Annotated in this window: 16 protein-coding genes and 1 pseudogene; 9 read left to right on the top strand and 8 right to left on the bottom strand. The window is 41.2% G+C overall.

Going from position 1 to position 21207, the window contains the following annotated elements:
* Position 1 precedes the first annotated feature (1 nt).
* Positions 2 to 829: an NAD(+)/NADH kinase gene (locus MSTHT_RS02315; protein WP_048166394.1), complete on the top strand. Its 828-nt coding sequence runs from the start codon at positions 2 to 4 to the stop codon at positions 827 to 829.
* Positions 830 to 1300: 471 nt separating this feature from the next.
* Entirely contained in the window at positions 1301 to 2518 is a 1218-nt protein-coding gene (locus MSTHT_RS02325; RefSeq protein ID WP_048166396.1) for a homocitrate synthase family protein, read from the top strand.
* Between the two features lie 159 nt (positions 2519 to 2677).
* Here the strand turns inward: MSTHT_RS02325 and MSTHT_RS02330 are convergent, their stop codons facing one another.
* Positions 2678 to 5062, bottom strand: coding sequence for a DUF3160 domain-containing protein (locus MSTHT_RS02330; protein WP_048166397.1), 2385 nt, complete (start codon positions 5060 to 5062; stop codon positions 2678 to 2680).
* A 324-nt stretch (positions 5063 to 5386) separates the two neighbouring features.
* Positions 5387 to 5551, bottom strand: a complete 165-nt coding sequence (locus MSTHT_RS14280) for a hypothetical protein (RefSeq protein WP_156149695.1) — start codon at positions 5549 to 5551, stop codon at positions 5387 to 5389.
* Between the two features lie 964 nt (positions 5552 to 6515).
* Here MSTHT_RS14280 and MSTHT_RS02335 point away from each other — a divergent pair.
* The 5 genes from MSTHT_RS02335 (at position 6516) to MSTHT_RS02360 (ending at position 11087) form a co-directional block, all read left to right on the top strand.
* Positions 6516 to 7715, top strand: coding sequence for a peptidase U32 family protein (locus MSTHT_RS02335; RefSeq protein ID WP_048166398.1), 1200 nt, complete (start codon positions 6516 to 6518; stop codon positions 7713 to 7715).
* Between the two features lie 466 nt (positions 7716 to 8181).
* Positions 8182 to 9147, top strand: coding sequence for a methenyltetrahydromethanopterin cyclohydrolase (gene mch / locus MSTHT_RS02345; RefSeq protein WP_048166400.1), 966 nt, complete (start codon positions 8182 to 8184; stop codon positions 9145 to 9147).
* Between the two features lie 205 nt (positions 9148 to 9352).
* Positions 9353 to 9820, top strand: a complete 468-nt coding sequence (locus tag MSTHT_RS02350) for a DUF2124 family protein (RefSeq protein WP_048166401.1) — start codon at positions 9353 to 9355, stop codon at positions 9818 to 9820.
* Between the two features lie 159 nt (positions 9821 to 9979).
* Positions 9980 to 10339 (top strand): carboxymuconolactone decarboxylase family protein, encoded by a 360-nt coding sequence (locus MSTHT_RS02355; protein ID WP_048166402.1) that lies wholly within the window; start codon positions 9980 to 9982, stop codon positions 10337 to 10339.
* Between the two features lie 253 nt (positions 10340 to 10592).
* Positions 10593 to 11087: a DUF6141 family protein gene (locus MSTHT_RS02360; RefSeq protein ID WP_181952242.1), complete on the top strand. Its 495-nt coding sequence runs from the start codon at positions 10593 to 10595 to the stop codon at positions 11085 to 11087.
* A gap of 92 nt (positions 11088 to 11179) precedes the next feature.
* On the opposite strand, the gene MSTHT_RS02365 is transcribed toward MSTHT_RS02360, so the two are convergent.
* Entirely contained in the window at positions 11180 to 12211 is a 1032-nt protein-coding gene (locus tag MSTHT_RS02365) for a class I SAM-dependent methyltransferase (RefSeq protein WP_048166403.1), read from the bottom strand.
* A 356-nt stretch (positions 12212 to 12567) separates the two neighbouring features.
* Between MSTHT_RS02365 and MSTHT_RS02370 the strand changes: the two genes are divergently transcribed.
* Positions 12568 to 12927: a hypothetical protein gene (locus tag MSTHT_RS02370; protein ID WP_048166404.1), complete on the top strand. Its 360-nt coding sequence runs from the start codon at positions 12568 to 12570 to the stop codon at positions 12925 to 12927.
* Positions 12928 to 12929: 2 nt separating this feature from the next.
* Here MSTHT_RS02370 and MSTHT_RS02375 read toward each other — a convergent pair whose 3' ends face one another.
* Positions 12930 to 13940 carry a cache domain-containing protein gene (locus MSTHT_RS02375; protein ID WP_048166405.1) on the bottom strand — a complete coding sequence of 337 codons (1011 nt, stop codon included), beginning with the start codon at positions 13938 to 13940 and terminating at the stop codon, positions 12930 to 12932.
* A gap of 306 nt (positions 13941 to 14246) precedes the next feature.
* Between MSTHT_RS02375 and MSTHT_RS02380 the strand changes: the two genes are divergently transcribed.
* Positions 14247 to 15023, top strand: a complete 777-nt coding sequence (locus tag MSTHT_RS02380) for an exodeoxyribonuclease III (RefSeq protein ID WP_048166406.1) — start codon at positions 14247 to 14249, stop codon at positions 15021 to 15023.
* A gap of 51 nt (positions 15024 to 15074) precedes the next feature.
* Here the strand turns inward: MSTHT_RS02380 and MSTHT_RS15550 are convergent.
* The 4 genes and pseudogenes from MSTHT_RS15550 to MSTHT_RS13680 all read right to left on the bottom strand — a co-directional run bounded on the left by MSTHT_RS15550 (position 15075) and on the right by MSTHT_RS13680 (position 21200).
* Positions 15075 to 15918, bottom strand: a pseudogene (locus tag MSTHT_RS15550) (sensor histidine kinase).
* A complete protein-coding gene (locus MSTHT_RS02390; RefSeq protein ID WP_052721809.1) occupies positions 15833 to 18367 on the bottom strand; it encodes a PAS domain S-box protein in 2535 nt (844 codons plus the stop codon). The pseudogene MSTHT_RS15550 and the gene MSTHT_RS02390 overlap by 86 nt, the downstream one beginning before the upstream one ends.
* Before the next feature lie 908 nt (positions 18368 to 19275).
* Entirely contained in the window at positions 19276 to 20292 is a 1017-nt protein-coding gene (locus MSTHT_RS13675; protein ID WP_082086729.1) for a sensor histidine kinase, read from the bottom strand.
* Complete coding sequence (locus MSTHT_RS13680; protein ID WP_052721811.1) at positions 20187 to 21200, bottom strand: PAS domain-containing protein; 1014 nt, start codon at positions 21198 to 21200, stop codon at positions 20187 to 20189. Before MSTHT_RS13680 ends, MSTHT_RS13675 begins: the two co-directional genes overlap by 106 nt.
* Positions 21201 to 21207 lie beyond the last annotated feature (7 nt).

Consider the following 21207-nt stretch of genomic DNA (forward strand, 5'->3'; position numbering starts at 1 on the left):
ATTGGCAATAAAGAAGATAGGAATCGCTTCACGCTGCGATAGACCTGAAGTAATTCGAATGGTCCGGGAAATCCTTGCACGATTCAGCTCCAGGGTTAAAATTTATGTTGCCACTCCCACGGCTGAGGTGCTCGGGATAGAAGGGACTCCGGTTGAAAAAATGAGGGAAGAGGGGGTAGAACTCATTATCAGCGTAGGAGGTGACGGCACAGTCCTCCGGAACATTGCCAAGATGAAAGATCCTCTCCCTATACTTGGAATTAATATGGGTACCCTCGGTTTTCTTGTAGACGTCGAGCCAGAAGATGCCCTTGAAACCATAGAGGAAGTGCTTTACGGTTTTTCATATATTGAAAGGATGAGGGTTGATGTATTCCTTAATGGGGAATTGCTTGATACTGCAACTAATGAGATTGCGATAATGTCTGCAAAGCCCGCAAAGATCATCCAGTTCGAGGTTTATGTAGGGGACTGCCTCCTTGACTCGATGCGCGCGGATGGTGTTGTCTTTGCAACCCCGACTGGCTCCACCGCTTATGCAATGAGCGCAGGCGGACCCATTATAAGCCCCAGGGTAAATGCGATAGTAGTTGTTCCTGTTGCCCCTTTTAAGCTCTCCTCAAGACCCTGGGTTATTCCGTCAGACAGCGAGATCACAATAAAGTTATCGGCTCCGAAAAAAGAGGCTGTCATTGCAATTGACGGGCAGAAATCCTATAGGATAAAGCCTGATGACATTGTCAAACTTAAAAAGTCCAAGTTTCCAGCCCGCTTTGTGAAGATTTCTGATACCTGCTTTTATGAACGGGTTCAGAGGAAGCTTGCATGAGAAAGCCTTTGCCTCTACATGAAAAAACCTTTACTCACTACCATTGAAGGATTCTAATTTGTTAATGGAGATGCTTTGTTTACCTCTGGAAAGTGCCTTTTATTTAAAGCTTGAGCTTTCTCATTACTCTGGATTTTTTCACTGGTATAAGCACTTTTGAATTTTTTTATAACATACATCGACTTAAACCTCCCAATCAGGGGTAGATTGTCGATTTTTAGCTTATTTTGATCTGCCCTTTCGAGAAACTGCTGCCGGAAATTCTTTTCCTCCGAGGAAAACATTTATACATATGAAGGTAAAGCTATGCTTAATTTTGACGCGATACAGATTTTCTGACTTTTAGTGGCGTTTGGACCCTGGTACCTCTTTATTCAAGCCTTTGAGTCAGTTTCCGGCTATACTATCTGTATATCATTAAAAATAATCAAAAATCCTCGCTATAATTAGAAACTAAAGGAAGCAGTAACCATGTTAGAGAGTGAGCAGTATTCCAGAAATTACCTTATGGACTTTATTCAATATCGTCCCCTGGATATCGAGATCTGTGACGTGACTCTCCGTGATGGGGAACAGACCCCAGGCGTTGCATTTACAAAGGAACAGAAGCTGGCAATTGCCAGTGAACTTGATTCCATGGGCATTGAGGTTATAGAAGCTGGATTTCCTGTGGTTTCGGAAAACGAAAAAGAAATTGTAAAGGAAATCGCAAATCAGGGTTTTAAGTCGAGAATCTGCTGCCTCTCACGTGCGGTAAAAGGGGACGTGGATGCTGCCCTTGAATGTGATGTAGATATTGTGAGCATTTTTATTGCTATGTCCGATCTGCACCTCAAATATAAATATCACAGAAGCTTTGAGGAGATGCTCCACTGCGCCAAAGAAACCATTGAGTACGCAACCGACCACGGACTGAAAGTGCGTTTTGCAGCTGAAGATTCAAGCCGGACCCCAATTGAGCGTCTCAAACAGGCTTTTAAAGAAGTTGAAACTGAATATAAGGTGCAATACGTAAGCCTTGCAGACACGGTTGGCATCCTGAACCCTACAACTACCCATTACCTTGTTAGCGAAATTTTCAAAGAGATCAATACCCCGATCTGTATTCACTGCCACGATGACCTAGGAATGGCTACTGCTAATACTCTTGCTGCTGCCGAAGCTGGGGCAAAACAGCTCCATACCACGGTTAATGCAATCGGAGAACGTGCAGGCAACGCTGCCCTTGAGGAGATACTGGTTGCTCTCAGGGTGCAGTACGGAATAGATCGCTATGATACTACAAGGCTGACTGCCCTTTCCAGAATGGTCTCGGAATACTCAGGCGTTATACCTGCAGTTAACAAAGCTGTTGTCGGACAAAATGCCTTTACCCATGAGTCTGGAATTCACGTGGCTGCAATCCTGGAAGAGCCGCGCACCTATGAACTCTTCCTCCCGGAAATGGTTGGCGGGAAACGCAACCTCATTATCGGAAAACACACCGGCAAAAAAGCTTTAAAAGGCATTATTAACAGTATAGGTTTCTGCCTTGAACGTGAAGAACTCTGCGCCCTGATTGAGAAGGTCAAGGTCTGCACCGAAGAAAAGCGTAAAAGCATCTCCAGGGACCAGCTTGAAAGGATGATAACCCAGGTCAAGCAGGAAATGAAAACAAAAGAAAAGGGAGAAGAGAAGCTTTCGATTTAAAAGCTTCCTTACCTAATTGAAAACTCTCTTAAGCACTTTTATTTATTTTTTGATTCTCTTATTTTAGTTAATTTTCGTTATTTGTAGTATTTCTTTGTAATATTTTTAATACTATCTTCTATGTTTCCCGCACTTTTTAATTCCATATTACCCAAAATATTATGAAATGTATGTGGAAGTCCACTCGGGCCTTTCGGGTGGATTCACCTCAAGCATTTCCCTCCATTTTTCATCGGTCAGGCGCTCGGATACTGGCTGCTTGAACTCGTAATGGCTCATAACGGGTCCGGCTCCCAGAAGAATTCTGCCGTCCGGGAGCTTATATGCTACCACCAGCATGTCAACATACCCAACGCCTTCTTCAAGAACGGTCTCTGTATTTGAGTCGGTATGGACATCAGCCACGACTGTAGTTTTTCTGGCTTTCTCGTCAACTTTCCCTATTGTACCTTCAAGCTGATCCCCGAAATTTTTGATAAACTCATAATCTTCGGCTGTCAGTTCTTCATTTTTGAGTTCTTTTTCAGAGATAGCCTGAAGCCTTGACAGGATATTTTCAAGATTTGTAAGCCTTGCCTTTGAAACCGGATCAAGCACGCCCATTTCATCCAGACCCTGGTTTGTCATTTTTGTTAAGGCAAGCAGGCGGGCGTAGAAATCGGGTACAGGCTCAACATAACCCACTACAGGTTTTTCTTCAGGAAGCATTGGCGCTGAGGTTGCAACTGCAGTGTAACTCTGCTTGGCATAGAGGATTGTATCATGCCTTAGTTCGGTCCAGGAAGCAAGAGCCGTATTCAGTTCTTTGTCCTGCCAGGCATCGGTCTGCATAAAGGTCGGATAGCCTTCACCGTAATCTTTCAGGAGGGACTGAAGGGAATAGAGCCAGGACCAGTAGAGGTTCCTGTTCCACTCGGCTGCGCTGAAGTTTGAGAATTCCGATTCCAGCTTTCCATACTGGGTGCTGTAATTCTTGTAACTTGAATCATTTAGTTCATCGAGCCAGTAAACAGCCCTTTCCGAGCCCAGGAGAGCCATGGTATCAAGTCCGCGAGGGAAGCCGCGAACAGGCACTCCGGCTCTTGAGATTACAAGAGTAAACGGGGTCTCGTTTTCAGTATATTGTCCCTTATATTCCCCTGTATAAGCTCCTACCAGATTTGAGAATATATAGGAGTCCGGAATAAAGCGCTGTCCCATAAAACGGAAGCCTGCAGTGTTTTCGAGGCATTCATCCGCCTGCCCGGGGGTAAAGGGCGGCTCAATAACACAATTTCCGGTGCCGCCATAAATTTTCGGGCTCTGGTATTCAGCAAGTGTGGTTTTCAGTTCTTCAACCTTTGTTTCGTCGAATTTCCTTTCCTCATTGCCAAATACCGAATTCATAGCTTCCATATACTCGTATGGGCCAAAGTCATCTGAAAAGCCCACATAAAAGGCTGTAACCTCATAGATCCGATCCCAGTTCTCTAAGAGGTCAGGCTTATCTTCGAGCTCTGAAGCGATGAGGCTTGCCTGAATAGTCTGGATGCGGGCGTCTTTTGCAGGGTCTTTGGATTCAATCAATTTATCTTTCAGGAGCATACTCATCCTGCCGTGCCACATAAATGCCCTGAAATAGTTTTGCAGCTTCTCGGATCTGGTATAGTGACCTCGAGGAATATACTGGGAATAATCCTCCTTATAATTGAATATGGGAGAAAGCTCAAAACCTCTATGTGCCTCAATAAGGGCAAGTTCGGTTTCAACTTCTTTTTTTACGAAATCTGGAATCTCAAACTTATATTGCTCTTCTGCACCTGCAGGGAAAAGGGACTCTTTAACGAAACCATAAGGACCTGCTGTTTTCTGTACCTGTGCGGGTTTCGGTTGAAGCAGGCTCAGAGCTACTGCAAAGTAGGCTGCGTTTCTTCTTGCTGCTTCTTTTTCTTCCCCTGAGGCGGTATTATACCTCTCGATAGAAGCATTTAACAGGTCAAAATCAGTCTGCCAGAGCATATTGTAAAACTCCTTTTCTTCGATCTGGCGAAGAGTCTCATCAAACTGAATATGGTAGAGGTGCAGCAGGGAGTCTGTGGTAATGAAGATAGGAACCTCTTTTTCCTTTAGGGTCGAATACATCGAGGTTATATCCTCTTCACCTGGATTGTAAGGGTTTTCGATTACAACGAAACCGTTACTTTCCAGCATTTTAAGGGCTGAATCGTTCAGAGGGATCTTGCCTGAGAATTTTTTGTAGTTTGAGATCTCGTCCCTGTGCAGGGGCAGCTCATAAGAAGGCGCTTTTAACTTAATATTGAGGGCTTCAAGCCTGTAATTTCCTGCAATAGGGGAGTTTTCTGTCCCGGAACCGGAGAGATTTACTTCTTCGGTTATCAGGCGGCTTACAGAAGAAAATTCGCTTGGACTATTTCTTTCTTTTATTTCGGACTTGTTTTCAAAGCTCAACCCGGAACTCTGCTCCAGGCACCCCCCTGTAAGGAGGGAAGCTAAAAGGATTAAGAGAATTAAACGGGTTACAACTGGCTTTGTTCGGTATATCATTGTCTCATCCCGGTCGCTTTTGCATCTGAAGCCCTGTATATGGCATCAGGTTATTTAGAAAATAAATTTTATTAGACAGTTATTCGACAACATATTTTAACTTATTCAGAATTCTTTAATCAATTTGTAGTAAGAGTTAAGAAAAGCAGGCTAATGTGGTAAGGGTTAAGAAAACAGACCAAACGAGTTTGAGACAACAGACTAAATGTAGTAAGATTAAGAAAACAGACTAAATGAGTTTGAAGTAAATCATTAAGAGTAAAAGAGTAAGTTCTGAAAGAAGAAAAGATGTCCTCTTTCTTCTTCCCTTTTCTTTTATATTTGTTAGTCGTTTGGACTTAGAGGATCTATCCTGAAAAGCAAAAACATAAATAGTGCAGTTACAGTTCCTGTGCCCAATAAAAGCGGATCTCTTGTAAAGTTAAGGAGCACACCCATTACCAGCAGTAAAGCTCCAATAATCAGTAATATCTGAGATCTTCTCTCCAAATCTTTTCCCCCTTATTCCCTTTTTGAGCAATTAACTCTCAAATATTGGTTAAGGTGTAAAAAACACCATAAGTTTTTCCCCAAACATAATTGATTTTTCTTCATTATCTATTTTTTGACGTGAAATCTTTTCCTTATCAACTTCATTAAACATAAGAAATATATTTTGAAACATATTCAACAGTAAAACTGACAGTGAGCGCCGACTTGTCATCCACCAGACCCTGATTAAGGAAAGAAGTTCCAGAAGTACGGATATTACTATACGCGGCTTTACTATTGATGGAAAGCGAAGGAAATGCCAGCGGTCAAAAGCAAGTCGCTGGGATGGGAGTAATTGTGTGAATATGGGAGTAATTGTGTGAATGAGAATATAAGTTCCTCATGCATCGATGCTGGATGTTCTTTGTCTGATTATTCTCTAAAGAACCTCAACCCAATGGGTTGCAGCAGGATATACTCAAAAGTATTTACAAAGCGGCATGGTGGAACCTGAATTTTTTAAAATTTTAAATCAGGTATAATCAAAAAAATAAAAATGTTATTCTGGTGTGATACTGCCTTAATCTTGTTTTTGAAAATCTTATTTACTTTCTTTAATTCTGCCGTATCTCACCAGATTCTCTACAGCCCTTTTTCTCCCCAGGGTTTACTCTTCTCCCATTTCTTTCCTGAATTCTATGTAATCTCTCTCGACTTCTTCGAGCTCGTATTCCATTTTATCCCCCCATCTTTGATTATGATAACAGTAATTTATTCTTTCTTTTATTTATTAACAAAAGTTAACTCTTTGAATTTATCTAAATCCCCATTTTGGAGATAGCTCTTCACTTATATAAAGTTTTCCGTTAACCTATATCCTTTCATACTAATCGTCAAAAGTTGACATTTATTAATATTATTTTTTATAAAGAATAGAAGTGATGAGATATTTTTAAATGAGAGCTGGTTATTTTCTGTCCTCATGCTTAAAAGTTCAATGCCTGAACTCGTTGTGGGAGTCAGGAATCTATCAGGGCTTGAAGCCTGTTCACGATATGCCGATGCAGTTTACTTTTCAACCGATAAACTCAGTCTCAGGGCTAAAGCAAGGGAGATTACTCTGGAAACTCTTGACGATTTTGTTTGTGAGGTAAAAAGCAGGGGGCTCAAGGCTTATCTGGCTGTAAACTCGATAGTAAATGAGGGAAGGCTTGCGGATGCATCGAATGTGATAACTGCAGCTTCAAATGCAGGAGTTGACGCAATTATTGCCTGGGATCCGGCTGTAATTCTCAGGGCGCGGAAAGCTGGGCTTCAAATCCATATCTCCACGCAGACAAACATTTCCAACCATGAAACTGCAAATTTTTATCGCAGCCTCGGAGCAGAACGGGTTGTACTTTCGAGGGAGCTTTCCCTTGAAGAGATAAGGAATATAAGCCAGCGGACTGATGTGGAAATTGAAACTTTTGTCCACGGGGCAATGTGCATGGCAATCTCAGGCCGATGTCACCTCTCCGCTTACGCTCTCGGGAAATCTGGAAACTGCGGGGAATGCACACAGCCCTGCCGCTGGGAGTGGGAGCTTCATGGGGAAAATGGGCTTGTTGCAGCAAGTTTTGGAAAGTACCTTCTCAGTGCAAAAGATCTCTGTATGATAGGGCATATACCCGAACTTCTTGAAGCTGGCATAACTGCCTTCAAGGTGGAAGGGCGGCTGCGGAATCCAGGCTACCTTGAAACGGTTTCCCGCTGCTACAGGGAGGCAATTAATGCCTGTAGAGAAGGAAGCTATACTCCCGAGAAAATAGAAATCTGGAAAAAAGAACTTGCTTCAGTCTATAACAGGGGCTTTTCTACTGGTTTCTATTTTGGGGTTCCAGGTCTTGAGGGCTTTTCTCCTGAGAAAGATATGAATGCCTCGAAAAAGCAGCGCAGGGCTGTTGGAGTAATTGAGAACTATTACCCGAAACAGAAGGCTGCTGCCGTCAGACTTGTTGAGGCAGGGCTTGCGGTTGGGGATGAGATTGTAATTGAAGGAAACACCACATATTTAAGACAGAGAATCCGTTCCTTGATGAAAAAAGGCGAGGCTCTTGAAAGAGTTGAAAAAGGAGATCTCATTGGCCTTGCGGTTGACGAGCCAGTTCGGAAGAATGACCGGATTTTCATAATAGGTTGAAATAATAAAATTAGGTTGAAATAATAAAATACTCGAATTAAAATAATAAAACAGTATCTATATATTGGATTCTTCCTATACGATAACAACCACAGGCAAGAGAAATTTGAGGAAAGAACTAACCTGTAAATGGCATTATATTATCGATAATGTACCCAATTTGCTGGATATCCTTTTATTGGATAAATAACCTTGTCTGTTAACTCTGATAGGTGAATTGAAATTTCATTCTGATAAACAGAGCCGATTAATACCAATCAAAGGAACGATAAAACACTTGCTTGTATAAAACACCTGATTGGTATAAAATACCTGATTGGTATTATCCTTCACAAGCAATGTTCTTTATAGGCAATTCTCTGACCGGTAAACAGTCTTCCTGCTTGCTAAGAGCAGGTGAAAATTTACTCCAGGGTGAGATAATAGATAATACTGTTTATCCGGAGCCAGTAGTAAAGGTGATACATTGATAAGCGTCAACGAAATGGGATCATATGTCATCGAAGAGATGCTCGACTGGGGCGAAGATCTGAAAACTGAAGTGCTCAAGCTCGAAAACGGGGCTACGGTTATAGATTGTGGAGTTAAAGCTGAGGGTGGATACGAAGCTGGAATGTACCTGGCAAGACTCTGCCTGGCTGATCTTGCTGATCTCAAATATACTACTTTTGACTTGAAAGGTCTCAAATGGCCTGCCATCCAGGTAGCAACCGACAATCCCGTAATTGCCTGTATGGCTTCCCAGTATGCAGGCTGGAGAATTTCCGTGGGCGATTATTTTGGAATGGGTTCAGGCCCTGCGCGTGCTCTTAGCTTAAAACCGAAGGAACTCTATGAAGAAATCGGGTATGAGGATGACTACGAAGCTGCTGTCCTGGTTATGGAATCCGATAAGCTTCCTGATGAAAAGGTTGTGGAATACATTGCAAAACACTGCAGCGTGGATCCCGAAAATGTAATGATTGCCGTTGCTCCTACAGCCTCTATTGCCGGTTCTGTCCAGATCTCAGCTCGCGTTGTAGAAACCGGAATCCATAAGCTTGAATCCATTGGTTTTGATATCAACTGCATTAAAAGTGGATACGGGATCGCACCGATTGCCCCGATTGTTGGAAACGATGTGCAGTGCATGGGGTCAACCAATGATTGTGTAATCTATTGTGGCGAAACAAATTACACTGTTTATTTTGATGGGGAACTGGCTGAGCTTGAGGAATTCGTAAAGAAGGTGCCTTCCAAAACCTCCAGAGACTTCGGAAAGCCTTTCTACCAGACCTTCAAAGAAGCAAACTTTGATTTCTTTAAAGTTGACGCAGGAATGTTCGCCCCTGCAAGGCTTACAGTGAACGACCTTAAGAGCACGAAAACAATTTCTAGCGGTGGACTCTATCCGGAAATCCTGCTTCAGTCCTTTGGAATAAGGCAGGTTTAAAGGGCAACTGCCCTTTTCAATTCATTTATTTTTAATTTTCATGGTTTTATTCTTGTTTTTCTCTCTTTTAGTTCTTTTCAATTCTTTTTTAATAAACGGTGTTAACATTATTTATTTAAGTGAGCGTCTCCAATCTTACAATAAATGCACAATGATTTAAAAATGCTAAAAACAGATTTTATTTAAAACTTGAGGAGAGAATTTCATGCCGATAATAAACACTTCACAGGGAGTTGGAGGCATCCTTAACAGTTTCAAGAGCCTTGTCGAAGGTGCAGAGAGGATTACTTTTGTGGGAACTCCAGGGTTCTGTACTCCATTTGCCGAACTTCTCGGTTTCGTGGTGCGGGATCGGGAGCTTGCTTTTATCTCCAGCCAGGATTTTGAGAAAGCCAGATCTATCTTTATGGATTATGAAGGTATGCAGCTTGGGAAGCTCACGGATCCTCATGCCGATGTTGTTGTCCTTCTCGGTGGGCTTGCAATGCCAAAGATCGGAATAACTCCAGAAAAAGCAAAAGAAGTCGCCAGGAAAATTCTTGAGGGCTCGGAAAAAGGTAAAATCATTGGGGTCTGTTTCCAGTCTGCATTCATGAAGCAGAAATGGGATGAGGTTATCAACTTTGATTATATCATCAATTCTGACCTAGCGGTTGAGGTGCTGGAAGTCTGAATTTCTCCGAAGCAAATTTTCAGGAATTTCTGATGCCTTCAGACGAGAGAGATTCCTTTTTTGACTTTTTTTATTTTTAATTTTCCCAGTTCTGAAATTTTTTAATTAAACTATGAGATACTATTATATCCAATCCTGACTTATAACATATGATAAATTATGGAGAAGGCAATTAAAGAAATAAAGGAAATAAAAGGGTTTTTGCCCAGATCTATTGTGTATGCAGGAAAGATAAACGAAGACTTTGCCGAAGGAATAGCAGGCTTTTATAAAGCAGTCTGGGAGGAAAGAGAAGGCGGAATTTCTACAAAGCAGAAGCATCTCATTGTCTTTGCTATAGCCTGCTCCAACAATAATATCCAGAGTGCAGTTAAAATCCTGGAAAGGCTTCATAAGTTCGGAGCTACAAAAACCGAGATATACGATGCCATGATGCTCGCAGCCTGGACAGGCGGAATCCAGAGTTTCACAGATTTCAGTTCAGTCATACTTAAGGAAATGGAAAGATTGGGTTACTGAGTTATTGAAAAATAATTTCCTTAAATTATTTTTCTTAAATTTATTTTTTGAGTTTCAGGATATTTCTAGTTTACCTTAGTTTTAAAATCATTCTCAAATTTTTGCATAAAGTTCCTGGATTTCTTATATTATTTTGTAGCTTTTATTAAAATATGAATATTTTCAAAATTTTAAAATAAATGTTATATAAAATTACCATTTTTTCGGAAAGTTTATCTACCCGGCTTTTATAGAAAAAGTTAGGAAGGTTTTCATGGAACAGCGGGAAACATATTTGATTTACCGAGAGGTTCAGGATCTGCGCAATAATTTTTTCCTGGTTACTGTCCTTTATCCTGCACTCCTGCTTTGGTATATCCATATCCATATCCTTGTCTTCGGGAAACCTGTTGGGATCCAGAATGTTCCCAGTACATACCTGTTTATGCTCTGGGTTATCTTCGGGTTATTTTTTCCTCTTATATATTACCGTACAAAGCACATAACCGAGGTCAGAAGTGATGGAATATACATTCGCCTGGTGCCCCTGAGCCTTTCCTTCAAGAAGATTCCCTTCTATATACTGGAAGAATGCAAAATTAAGGTTTGTGACCCTCTTACAGGAGAAGAATCTGATGTTTCCCAATCTTCCAAAAAAGTTAGCCCGGTTGTAATCCTGAAACTTATCTCAGGAGAAAGAATGATTATCAGTTCAAGTAAACCCGAAGAACTCTGCAGTGCAATTAGACAAGCTGCAGCACAATATTGAGAATTTTTGAGAGGAACCCGCCAGAAAACATGTTATCGAACTTGAACTCAATAGCCTGATGAAGTTATTCCATTCCTTTGATCCTGCTCCGTTCATTCAAATATCCGGGCATCCACAACGACGTGCAGGACGCCTGGAGAGTATTTTTTAATCCTGCGTGTCTCCAGAATCTCCACTTTCCTTCCAAGTGCGTATGCAGCTCTCCTTATCCTTTCCTGTGGTCGAGTTCTGGCAAGGTGCTCCGGGACTGTCTCGTGATAATGAAGAATCCCACCGCTTTTTTTCAGGGCTTTTATAGCTGGCTCTAAATAGTGGTGTGTTGTTCCCACATATCCCATGAGCACACGGTCAGCTATTCCTTCCGGGGCAGCCTTTGAGCAATCCCCGCAGATAGGGATATAGATTTTCTCTACCTTATTCAGCCTGATGTTTTCTTTCAGGTAGGCAAAGGACTCAGGATTAATTTCAATCCCAATTATTTTTTTTGGCCTGGAATACACAGCCATGGGAATTGAAAAATACCCTATCCCTGCAAACATGTCCACTACAACTTCCTCTCCCCCCAATCTGCTCATCCGTTTTCTTTCTTCAAGGTTGCCTTTGGAGTACATCACTTTTGTAACATCCTGCTTAAAGAAGCAGCCGTGCTCTTTATGGATGGTCTCGGTTCCACTGCCAAGCAGAAGTTCTCTTTTTGGCTGGCGGAACTGTCCTTCAATTCCAAAGTCCCTTACAACTGTCCTGCACCTGGGATACATCGAGAGCAGAGCTTCAGCTATCTTTACTTTTTTATTTTCCAGAGTTTCAGGTATGCTGACTATTATCACATCTCCCAGAATCTGCCAGCCTGCAGGGACGCATGCAAGTTCGGCTTCGGAAAGAGAATCTTTAAGGTATTTTTTGATGGAGCAGGGCTTTCTAGAGAATTCTGGATTTTCCTGTTCAATAACCGGAAAACCTTCAATATTTTCGCCTGCAGCCTCTGTGACAGGGATCTCAAGAAAAACTCCTTCTTTGGTCTGGAGTTTTCGGATTTTTCTTGAAGTATCCAGAATTTTTTTCTCAACTGTCTTTCTCCTGAATTCTTCCCCTTTTTCCGAGGGAACCCTGATTACTCCGTACATTGAAATCTAAGGATACATGCATAGGATTAATGTTTTTTGTCTGAGCCTCTTCGTAAATCAATTGTTTAATCAACATCAGGTGACTTGTGGCATACTTTACACACGGAAAAATTACATAAGTAAAAAATATAAATATTTCAAGAAAGGGATTTGTAGAAAACCAATCTAAATCAGCCTGTAAGATATTGAAAATAAAATAAAAATATATCAGGCAATGCAGTTCAAACTGATGGAGAGCCTGAACATATCGAGGAAGGGAATTCCTGCCTTTTGAGGTTGAAATTGCCAGGAATTAAATTTATAAGTAGTCAAATAATAGATAGATATTAAACAAAAAAATTAATAGAGCCATAGGAATGAGAAATAATTTAAAAGAAACTCTACTAAGCTGGCAATTATTTCTCTTTGCGTTCGTTTCTCTGATTCCACATCTTCTTTATACTGCAGGTGCTGCCTTTGCAGGCATGCTCTCAGTATACATGCTTTTTCCTGCAGGAATGGGGTTCTTTACCTTTTTCCAGCTATATCTTGTTTTTTATCTCTTTGGCTGGACTTCTCCTGTTGTCTATCTCTCAGCTATCTTTTTTTCTTTTCTATGGGTCTGGATTTTACAGAGGATTTATAGGGAAGACCCATCGGCAGCTTATATTTTCTATGCAATTACTTTCCTTGTGGTATTTTGGGCTACTATTACAGGAATCATGCCACCGGACTGAAATTAAAGCAGTTCTACGCTCTGTTCTGACCGGGCAGGCTGATTTATTATCAGGAATTTTAGAGCTATATTTCCGGTATTGTATGTGGTCTGAACCGAACCCGCAGGGATATATATGAACTGATCCGGGTGTATCTCTACCGGAATTCCGTCAATACAAAGCAAGCCTTCGCCTTCAAGGATATAATGGATTTCAGGAGTTTTCACCACATGGGATGTGGTGTTTTTCCCGGGTTCTATAACAGAATGTGCGAGGCTGCAGTCAAGCTCAAGGTTCCTATCGAGACTTACAGGGTTCAGGAGTTCGGCAATTTGAGGGTTTCCCGGCTCATCTGTGTATTCGCACGCTTCAAGGTTCCTGCAAACGATGTAATTTTCCAGATAGAGGTCAGCCCCTACAATGTAGGTTTTTCCCTCTGAGGAAGCCTTTTTGACGAAAGTACACTTGTGGTAAGGCTCGGAATTATTCTTATCCTTCCAGTTGTACTCAATCCAGCCCTCGCCTTTTTCGCTCAGGGCTGTTTCCATAAGGAGTTCTCCTATTGGCTTGCCGTCTGCATCTCTAAGCTCTTTGATATTTTTGCCCTCACGGCTCGGGTCAGGAGGACAGACTACCAGGGTCCCATCCTCATTCCAGACAAAAATACAGAAGCTATCCTGGTACCAGGGAGAACCCTTTTCCCGGAATGAGGGAAACAGTTTTTCGCCCTGGGCTTCAAGCAGTCTGACTGTAGCTTTTACCTTGCTTTCGATATTCCTTCTTTCGGCTGCAAGCTTACTTTCCCCCTTTTCCAGAATAAGGGGATCTTGTGCAGGTCTTGAAACAGCAGGCACATGCATTTCACCTTTTTCCTCAGCCTGCACTGTACCGGCTACCCCGGCGACATCTGAGCTTATGGTTTCACTTTCAATCTCGGGCGAGACTGGTGGCACTTCATCCTTATCCCCGCTGGTAAGGATTCCCAGAAAGAGTGCAACTGCAAGCATAACACAGGCAATTTTTATCAAATCCATAAATTTCCCTGCTGTCCTGACTTAAACCTTATAAATACGAAGGTCGGCACATATACAGCATTTTTCTGAGTAATTATCTGATGTATATTTTTATTTTTTCATTTTATTCGCGTTCGGGCCGCTTAGGAGTATTTGCTGGCAAAATGAAGAGCATTTATTTATTAAGAATTTGAATTATTTTCAACTTAATTTAATCCAATTTAGATCGATTTAATTTTAATTTCAGTTTACTTAAATCTGGTTTAACTTTTAGCTGCTCTAATCTCATTAGAAAAATCAAATTTGAAACGTTACCGGAGATAAAAAATGTCTTGCCGCTACAATCTCATTTCCTGGAACGTAAATGGCCTTCGGGCTGCAATAAAGAAAGGTTTTCTTGAGCTTCTGCTGGGACAGAAATTTGATATTGTCTGTATTCAAGAAACTAAAGTTTCTCCTGATAAACTCCCCAGAGAAGCCAAAAATATCCCAGGTTATTATAATTACTTTGTTTCAGCAGAAAAAAACGGCTACAGTGGGGTCGGAATCTTCTCGAAGAAAAAGCCCTTGAATATCGAAACCGGCATGGGGATAAGAAAATTTGATAGGGAAGGACGCTTCCTTAGAGCTGATTACGAAGACTTCATCTTAATGAATATCTATTTTCCTAACGGCAAAGCCTCCCAGGAGCGCCTGGAATACAAAATGGATTTTTATGAAGCCTTTTTAGATTACGCAAACACCCTCAAAGCCGAGGGGAAAAAGCTTGTGATCTGCGGGGACGTAAACACCGCCCATAAGGAGATTGACCTTGCCCGTCCCAAACAAAATGAAATGATATCCGGTTTTCTTCCTGAAGAGCGAGCTTGGATGGATAAATTCATTGCAGCTGGCTATATTGACACCTTCCGCATGTTCAATTCTGAAGGCGGAAATTATACCTGGTGGTCAATGAGAACGGATTCACGAAAAAGAAACGTCGGCTGGCGTCTGGATTATTTCTTTGTCAGTGAAAACCTGCAAGACAACGTTAAATCTTCTTCGATTTACTCTGATATTATGGGCTCGGATCACTGCCCTATCGGACTCGAACTTGAATTTTAATTAGTTTCTGCCTTTGCGCCGGTCGATCACGCTCAGATTAATTCGGGAGAATCAGGTCTGCTTCACATTGACCTTTATCCTGAACTCAGTACCTTTATCCCTTTTCATTTTGATTTCGCCGCCCAGTTGATCAACGAGGATAGCTACAAGCTGTAAACCAAGCGTGTCCGGATTTTCGAAATCAATATTTTTGGGAATGCCCACTCCATTATCTGAAACTATGAGAGTATATACATTGCTTTTTTCGGCAAGCTGCCCTTTATTACTCTGTTCATCTACGGATTTTTCACTGGAAAGCTTAATTTGAATTATACCCTTCTCATCCCTGCCTGGAAACGCATGTTTGAAGGAATTGGATACAAGCTCATTAACTATCATTCCTAATGGGACCGCGGTATCAACATCAAAGAAAAGGTTTTCTTCCAGATCTATCTTCAAGCTAATCCCAGCATTTCCAATCTTGTAAGTCTGGAAAAGATTTTCAATGAGTTTCTTAAGGTATATTGAGAAGTTGAGTTCGTTATCTCCTTCACCTTCATGCAGTTCCTCATGAATGAGTGCGATGGACATTACTCTGTCCTGGCTTTCCCCTGAAAGCGGCGAGAACTTCGGAATCCTTAATACATTTCCGATTATTGAATTTTTCAGCCTGAAGATCCAGCAGGGAAGAAATTACCTGAAGGTTATTCTTTATCCTGTGATGAATTTCCTTTTTACGGGCAATCTCAATTTTAGCAAGCATCTCTTCTGCTTTTTTGTGCTCAGTTATATCCCGAGCGACAGTTACTGATCCAATAATATTTCCACCTTTATCGTGCACCGGGGCAGCGCTTACCTGGCGGTAGCGTAACTTTCCATGGACAGGCATGCAAATTATCTCCTCTTCGTTCTTCACGACTTCGCCCTGCAGGGCACGTAGGATAGACTTTCACATTCTCTAGAAACTTTTCCACCTCTATTTCTTTCCCGGGAGGGATGTAGAACTCACTGTATGCAGGAGGATTAATCAGGGTAAAGTTTTTCCGTGTATCTGCAAACCAGACTTCATCAGTAATACTGTTAATCAGTGCAGCCAGTCGGTCTTTCTCCTGCTGGATAGCACTGAGCAACCGTTCCCGCTCCTCTTCTGCCTGTTTACGCTCTGTAACGTCCTCAAATACTGCAACCAGTTCACCAGAGGGCAGCTTGTATACATAGTTAGTCACCCACAGGGCGATATTCTCATCTTTATAATATGTCGTAGGAAATGATTCCGGCTTTCCGGTCAGCCATACACGTCTAAATACTGCATCAAGTCCCATCTCACTTACATAAGGAAAAATTTCATAGAGGCTTTTTCCAACAATGTTTTCCCGCCGGACGTGATTAATTTGCTCGCCAGCAGGATTCATATCCCTAAAGATGAAATCACGCCCGTCATCGATAACATCATAGATGACTACCCCACTTGATATGACCTCAAACAAGTTTCGGAAACGGGATTCGCTCACCTGCAGCTCTTTTTCAATCCGTTTGCGCTCGGTAATATCCTGCACTATCCCTCTCATTCGTACAGGGGTATTTTTCTCATCAAAAATAACCTCGGATTGCATATTGACTATACGTTCTTCTCCATTAGCCCGTATAATCCTGTAATCAGTACTGTAGAATTTGCCGCTTAATGCATCCTTAAGGGCATTATTTACATAGCCTCGATCTTCAGGATGCACATATTTTAAAAATTCATCATATTGTGGAGCTGGTTCTCGAAGATCACGCCCAAAAATAAGATACATCTCATGTGACCAGTATATCTTACCAGTTTCAATGTTCAAATCCCAATTTCCAAGGTGTGCTAACCTCTGAGCTTCAGCAAGACTTTCTTTACTTTCTTTCAATAAATTATAAGCCTTCTCAAGTTCAGCTGTACGTTCTTTAACCAGGTTCTCCAAATTATCCAGCGTTTCTCTCAATTTAGCTTCTGCTTCTTTCCGTGCAGTAATATCTGTGAGCATGCTCATAGAGCCTGTAAATTTGCCAGCGCTATCAAAAAGAGGTTTGGAGCTCACTATTGTCCATAAAGGTGAACCATTTTTGCGTATGAATTTAAACTCATAGCTCTCACTGATGCCCTGTCGTCTCCTTTCAATATACTTCTTAATAATTGGTTTTTCTTCCTCGCTGACAAAGTCCCATGCGAATTTCCCGATTATCTCATCCTGAGTATATCCCAGTATCTCAGTCATTCTTTTATTGATGTATATCGTCCTCGCTTCAGAATCAACAATCCATATGCCTTCACTAGCTGTTTCCACAATAGTGCGGTATTTTTTCTCGCTCTCCCGGAGTGCTTCCTCAGCTTTCTTTCTCCCTGTTATATCTCTAAAAGTAGCTGCAACTTTCTCTTTATCAGGACTGAATACGTAAGTATCAAAGTACTTGTTCGTTACCCGACTGAAGATCTCAAAATGCTCGGGTTTGCCTGAGAGCACTGTTTCGCCGAATTTTTCAATCAATACAGGATTCACATTGGGAAGTATTTCCAGAATAGACTTACCCAGTATCTGCTCCCTTTTTAAGCCTGTACTGCGTTCATAAACAGGGTTTACCTCAAGGTAGCGATAGTCATACGGTTTACCACTCTTATCATAGATTACTTCTGCAAGTAAGAAACCCTCGGTCATGTTTGTGAAAAGCGTCCTGTAGCGCTTCTCGCTCTCTTGCAGTATCTCTTCTGTTTTTTTGTTCTCAATGATATCTGCAGTCTGCCGGGCAAGAATGTCAATCAACATTAGTTCGCGCTCAGACGGCGTATGAACGTGGTTGAAGTGGGTGGATATAATGCCCATAAATTGACCCGACCAGCTCACCATAGGTGTGGATTGAACGGCTCTTATTCCTTCATCCAGCAATATATTAAGTGCATTGCTTCCAAGGAAAACGGGACTTTGAGTAATGTCCTCAACTACCACACGTTTCATCTGCTTCATTGCAGCTCCACATGTTGCTGCGTCCTCAGTGTCAACAAGTTCGAAAAACTTTAAAAACTGAGAGCTAAATCCTTTCTGGGCTACAATCTTTAATTTCCCAGTTGGTGGGTCGAGAATCTGTATGTTTCCTTTGTACGCCCTGGTAATTGCAATTGCAGCCTCAATTGTTTCCTGGAGAATCGAAAACAAATCTTTGCCTTCGATATATCGCATGCTCAATTTGTGGAGAATATTCGTGTCTCGAACCTCAGCTTCAAGTTTATCCCTGAGTTCAATCAGCTCGTTCTTCAAGCGTCTGCATTCGAGAATCTCAGCGCGCAGTTTTTGATTGCTTTTGTCAGGCTCGTCAGCACCCAGGCGGTCAGACTTAGTCATAATTTTCCAGTCCTGATTTAAAATAAGAGACTAATAATATGATTTATCACATATTCTTTTGTCGAGCAAAGCTGGTAATAATTTGTTCCCACGAGATATTTTCTCCAGTAGCACGGGTACCATAAATTTAATGTTATTTTGCATATTTTATTACTACATTATAAAATATCTGATAAAAAATCCATGTCAAGTTGCTACTTTCTTTAAAGTGCAGCTTGTACACAAATTTATTTTCTAGCGTTTCAGATACATTTTCTCGGTGGATTTAATTTTATCTCTGATGCTTATAAATAATCAAATAATTATCATATAGATATTAGTGATGAAACTGCATTAGTATTTATGCACAACTACGTGTCACTGCCGGAAAACTCTTGAGATAAAACTGAAGATTCTTGAGATAAAATAAAACAGATTTGTTCGAATAAAACCCTGAGTTAAGATATGGTTAGTCAAATTTCTAAACTGTTCTGTTAATCTTGATTAAAAGCGTCAAAGTTTAAAAAGTGGTAAAAGTTTAAAAGTGGTAAAAGTTTAATCTGATAAGTCAACCATATGCAAACTCAGATTGAATGAAATATTAAGGAGGCGCGTAAATCCAGCTAATAAAGTGATGTTAAAAATAGCCAAAAAGCCACTGAACCCTTTTACTGTATCCCCCAGACAGTCTCTTCCAAGCTTATGCTCCCCCAAGCATACGGGCTTGAAGAAGGTTCAGTGACTTCCAGGCAATTTTTGTGTGGTAGATGATTCTACTTACCCCCTCACCCCCAACTTCTCAACTCCAGAATATACTAATAACCTAAATTATTTTAAATTATTTATATCAAAAATTGTTTCCAAACAAATAATATTTTAAGGTAAAAAATTTCAAAACAAATATAGAATTTTCAGTTTAACGAGATTGTTTATCTCGAGATATCGTTAAACTTGATAAAAAATTCTGTTCCCCGGTTTCTTCTAAGCTCTAGACAGCCTTCTATTTGTTCAACAAGAATATTTACAAGCTGCAAGCCAAGAGAATCAGTGTTCCTAAAGTTTATTTCCTCAGGAATACCCTTTCCATTGTCTGCTACTGTGAGTGTGTACTGGAAATCTTTTTTCTGGCTACATGCGCTGTCTGCCCTGGAGACCTCTTTATTTACACCAAGGTCTTTTATTTTCTTTAAACTTATACTGATTTCCCATTTGTTCCCATTAGGGAAAGCATGTTTTAGAGAGTTTGTCACCAGTTCATTTACTATGATACCTAAAGGAATTGCAGTATCAAGACCAAGATAAATCTGCTCAAGATCCAGATTAAGGCTGATATTCTTATGAATATTATAAGAGCTGAAAAGATCTGCAGTCAATTTCCTCAGGTAATCTCCAAACTCAAGGGTATCGATTTTATCCCCTTTATATAATTCTTCGTGAATTAGAGCCATTGAAGCTATACGGTTCTGGCTTTCTTTGAAGGATTCGAGGATTATTGAATCAGTAAATTTCTCAGCTTCGAGGCTGAGCAAAGATGAGATAACCTGCAGATTATTTTTAATCCTGTGATGAATTTCTTTTACGCGCGTCTCCTCAATTTTTGCCAGGGCTTCTTCGGTTCGTTTGTGCTCTGTAATATCCTGAACTGTTCCAAACATTCGAGCAGGAAGATTTTTCTCGTCAAAAATAGTTTTGCCCTGTTCATGGACAATACGTTCCTCTCCATTGTTAAGGATGAGCCGGTAATTAATATCGTAGGGTTTTCCTTCTAAAGCTTCCTTGATGGCATTATCTACATAATCTCTGTCATCAGGATGTACACAGCTTAAAAACATATCGTAAGTTACTTCAATTTCTTGAGGCTTAAATCCAAAAATACTATACAATTCATCAGACCAGTATCTTTCATTAGTAGCAATATCCCATTCCCAGTTTCCAATGTGAGCCATTCTTTGAGCTTCAGCAAGCCTTCTCTACTTTCTTTCAAAGAATAATAAGCCTTTTCAAGTTCTTCTGTACGCTGTTTAACTTTTTCTTCTAAATCGTTACGCGCTTTTTTAAGGATTTTTTCTGCTTTTTTACGCTTGGTAATGTCAATGTCCATCTCGAGAATCATGGAGGAACCATCAATATCGGTAAATGGGATATCATAAACATCAAGCACGCTTCCGTCTGGGGTGGTGACCTCCCAGTTGTGGGGCTGACCGGTTTCAAGTACTTTATATGCCTCACAGAACTCACACGGTCCGGGGTTCCCAAAACAATACTCATAACAGTGCCTGCCTCTGGGCTCGCCGAACCTCTCACGAAGGTTGCGGTTGATTAAGGCAATGCGATGGTCAGGTGTTAACAGGGCTATCATTGCTGGCAGCTTATCCAGCACGTCTAAAAGCCTCTTTCTTTCAGCCTCCCTGGCTTCGGCAACCTTGCGGCTTGATTCGCTCTCACAGAGTGCCATTTCAGCCTGTTTACGCTCAGTGACATCTCGCATAATAGCAACTACCCGTGGCTCTCCATTGGTATCGAAGAAGATGGAAGTGCTTACTTCTCCGGGAAAAGTAGTTCCGTCCTTGCGCCTGTAGGTAATCTCGGCTTTTGCTGCCCCGAAGCGTGCACGTTCATCTAACAGGCTAGACAATGATGGGTCTTCAGGGTCAAATAATATATCCTTCCACCCTTTTCCAATCAATTCTTCTTCTGTCCATCCAAGCATATGGCAAGCAGCTGGGTTAGCTGACAGGATTCTTCCACCCTTTTTTGGGTCAGTCAGCATAATACCATCCATGCTATGGTCGAATAGCATGCGGTACAGTTTCTCGCTTTCCTGCGATTTTTTATCTATGCTGTCACTTTTCATATTCCTG

Source organism: Methanosarcina thermophila TM-1 (genome assembly GCF_000969885.1).
Taxonomy (GTDB): Archaea; Halobacteriota; Methanosarcinia; order Methanosarcinales; family Methanosarcinaceae; genus Methanosarcina; species Methanosarcina thermophila.

Excerpts from the sequence above, each read along its gene's own strand:
- MSTHT_RS02390 (WP_052721809.1), bottom strand. The coding sequence starts at position 18,367 with ATGACTAAGTCTGACCGCCTGGGTGCTGACGAGCCTGACAAAAGCAAT.
- MSTHT_RS02350 (WP_048166401.1), top strand. The coding sequence starts at position 9,353 with ATGCCGATAATAAACACTTCACAGGGAGTTGGAGGCATCCTTAACAGT.
- MSTHT_RS02360 (WP_181952242.1), top strand. The coding sequence starts at position 10,593 with ATGGAACAGCGGGAAACATATTTGATTTACCGAGAGGTTCAGGATCTG.
- MSTHT_RS02335 (WP_048166398.1), top strand. The coding sequence starts at position 6,516 with ATGCTTAAAAGTTCAATGCCTGAACTCGTTGTGGGAGTCAGGAATCTA.
- MSTHT_RS02375 (WP_048166405.1), bottom strand. The coding sequence starts at position 13,940 with ATGGATTTGATAAAAATTGCCTGTGTTATGCTTGCAGTTGCACTCTTT.
- MSTHT_RS02355 (WP_048166402.1), top strand. The coding sequence starts at position 9,980 with ATGGAGAAGGCAATTAAAGAAATAAAGGAAATAAAAGGGTTTTTGCCC.
- MSTHT_RS02380 (WP_048166406.1), top strand. The coding sequence starts at position 14,247 with ATGTCTTGCCGCTACAATCTCATTTCCTGGAACGTAAATGGCCTTCGG.
- MSTHT_RS02325 (WP_048166396.1), top strand. The coding sequence starts at position 1,301 with ATGTTAGAGAGTGAGCAGTATTCCAGAAATTACCTTATGGACTTTATT.
- MSTHT_RS13675 (WP_082086729.1), bottom strand. The coding sequence starts at position 20,292 with ATGGCTCACATTGGAAACTGGGAATGGGATATTGCTACTAATGAAAGA.
- MSTHT_RS02365 (WP_048166403.1), bottom strand. The coding sequence starts at position 12,211 with ATGTACGGAGTAATCAGGGTTCCCTCGGAAAAAGGGGAAGAATTCAGG.
- MSTHT_RS13680 (WP_052721811.1), bottom strand. The coding sequence starts at position 21,200 with ATGAAAAGTGACAGCATAGATAAAAAATCGCAGGAAAGCGAGAAACTG.
- MSTHT_RS02330 (WP_048166397.1), bottom strand. The coding sequence starts at position 5,062 with ATGATATACCGAACAAAGCCAGTTGTAACCCGTTTAATTCTCTTAATC.
- MSTHT_RS02370 (WP_048166404.1), top strand. The coding sequence starts at position 12,568 with ATGAGAAATAATTTAAAAGAAACTCTACTAAGCTGGCAATTATTTCTC.